2 protein-coding genes and 1 pseudogene are annotated in these 1,926 nt (G+C 69.8%); all 3 read left to right on the forward strand.

Annotated elements, in window-relative coordinates; genetic code table 11:
- Positions 1 to 209: pseudogene (locus I71_RS05250) on the forward strand (hypothetical protein); the annotation flags it as partial.
- A 4-nt stretch (positions 210 to 213) separates the two neighbouring features.
- Positions 214 to 1,020, forward strand: coding sequence for a flagellar motor protein MotB (locus tag I71_RS05255; protein ID WP_042691755.1), 807 nt, complete (start codon positions 214 to 216; stop codon positions 1,018 to 1,020).
- Entirely contained in the window at positions 1,017 to 1,778 is a 762-nt protein-coding gene (locus I71_RS05260) for a flagellar motor protein MotB (protein ID WP_042691760.1), read from the forward strand. The genes I71_RS05255 and I71_RS05260 overlap by 4 nt, the downstream gene beginning before the upstream one ends.
- Positions 1,779 to 1,926: the final 148 nt, after the last annotated feature.

Below are 1,926 nucleotides of genomic sequence, written 5' to 3' on the forward strand. Positions count from 1 at the left end.
GGACTGATCATCGCCGCCTTCGGCAGCGAGGTCCGGCAGATCACGCCCCGCGGCTGGCCAAGCTGGCGGCGGAGGAGGCGGAGGCAGCCGTCCATTACGAGCCGATGACTGCGGAAGAGGCGGACAAGCAGCTTCTGCACGGCCCGCAACTGCCGGGCAACGCCATGGACCAGGACGAGATCGACCGTCTGCTGGCCAGCTTCGACTGACGCCATGCTGCCCGGCTCCCCCACCAGCAGGCTCGGCGGCCACGCGGCCCAAGGCAGCGGAACCGGTGCCGGTCCGTTGCCGCTGCTGGCACGAGCCGGGTGGACAAGCCGTGCCGAAGGGCATGCCAACCCGAACAACGGCAGCATTCTGCTTCTCCTGTCGCTGTTCCTGCTGCTTCTGGTCTTCTTCATCGTGCTGAATGCCCAGTCGGTGCAGACGGCGCAGAAGGTGAAGGCGGTTGCCGCATCGCTGGAACGGACTTTTCCCAGCTTTGTCATCGACCCGCGACTGCGCGACGGGTCGGAACCGGTGGCATCGCGCGCCGGGACCGTCTTTGCCGTGCAGCGGCTGGAGGAGGTCGGCACCCTGTTCGCCACCGCGGTCGCGGTTTCCAAGGTCGAGGTGGTCGCCCCCGGCCAGCTGCTGGAGGTCCGACTGCCGGCCGACGACCTGTTCCTTCCGGGAACGATGACCCTGCGGGCGGATCGCCAGGGACTGATCGACCGCATTGCCGACGCCCTGCGCCAGTCGCGCCAGGGCGAGCGGGTGGAGTTGGATGCGCTGCTCGGCATCGGGCCGACGGGGACGCCCAGCCAGCCGCCGGGGCCGGTCGCGCGTGCCGGCGTGCTGGCCCGCGCGCTGGTCGGGGACGGGGCGCCGGCCGGCAATGTCACCGTCGGGATCGAACGCGGCCAGCCCGGCGGGGTGAGGCTGCTGTTCTCCCTGCGCTGGGACGAGGGACCGGCGGCCCGGCCGGTGGCCAAGCCGGCAAAGACTCCGCTCTCGACCCGGACGGAGGTGCGGAAATGATCCGTGTGCCGGGCATAGCCGACAGGGCAGGAGCGGAGGATCGCGGCGGCCAGCGCAAGACGCTGTGGCTCATCAGCTTCACCGACCTGATCTCCTTGATGCTTGCCTTCTTCGTGCTGATGTATTCGATGAGCGAGCCGGAGGCGGAGCGCTGGACCCGGCTGGCGAAGGGCATGTCGGAGGCGATTCCCGCGGCAAGGTCGACCGCCGCCGGCCCGTCGGACCGTCCGAGCGACCCGGGCGCCGCCTTCAACGCCATGGCGGTGGAGGCGCGGGCGGCCATCGACCTGCATTATCTCGCGGCGCTACTGGGAAGCCAGCTGCGATCGAATGCGGAACTGGCGGTGGTCGATGTCCGGCGCGAGGACGACCGGGTCGTCATCCGTCTGCCGGGGGAGCGGATCTTCGATCCCACAGGCGCCGCCTTCACCGAGGAGGGACGGCGTGTGCTGTTTCTGCTGGGTGCCGTCATCGGCCGCATCGGCAACCGGATAGAGCTGGTTGGTCATGCCGAACACGAGGATTCGACTGGCGGGGTCGCCTGGGAACGGGCGTTGACGCGGGCGGTTGCCGTCTCTGCCGCCCTGCGCGAGACCGGTTATCGCCGCGATCTGGTGGCGCGGGCGGTGATGATGCCGGTGGATCGGAGCGGATCGGATCGGGCCGGTGTTGCCGGCGATGTGTCGATGGCGGGCGTTTCAATGGCGGGCGGGCGCCTGCCGGTGGACATCGTCGTGCGAGAGGAAGGGGCGGATTGAGGTGACGGACGGGTCGGCCCATCGACGCAAGCGCTGGCTGCGCGGCTGTGCCGCCGCGGTGGCGCTTTTTGCCGTGCCGGTCCTGCTGTCTCCTCTCCCTGCCGATGCCGCCCAGCGTCCGGTGCGTGCCGGCACTCACAGGGATTTC

The sequence above is a fragment of the Azospirillum sp. B506 genome (assembly GCF_000333595.1).
Classification (GTDB): domain Bacteria; phylum Pseudomonadota; class Alphaproteobacteria; order Azospirillales; family Azospirillaceae; genus Azospirillum.

Excerpts from the sequence above, each read along its gene's own strand:
- I71_RS05260 (WP_042691760.1), top strand. The coding sequence starts at position 1,017 with ATGATCCGTGTGCCGGGCATAGCCGACAGGGCAGGAGCGGAGGATCGC.
- I71_RS05255 (WP_042691755.1), top strand. The coding sequence starts at position 214 with ATGCTGCCCGGCTCCCCCACCAGCAGGCTCGGCGGCCACGCGGCCCAA.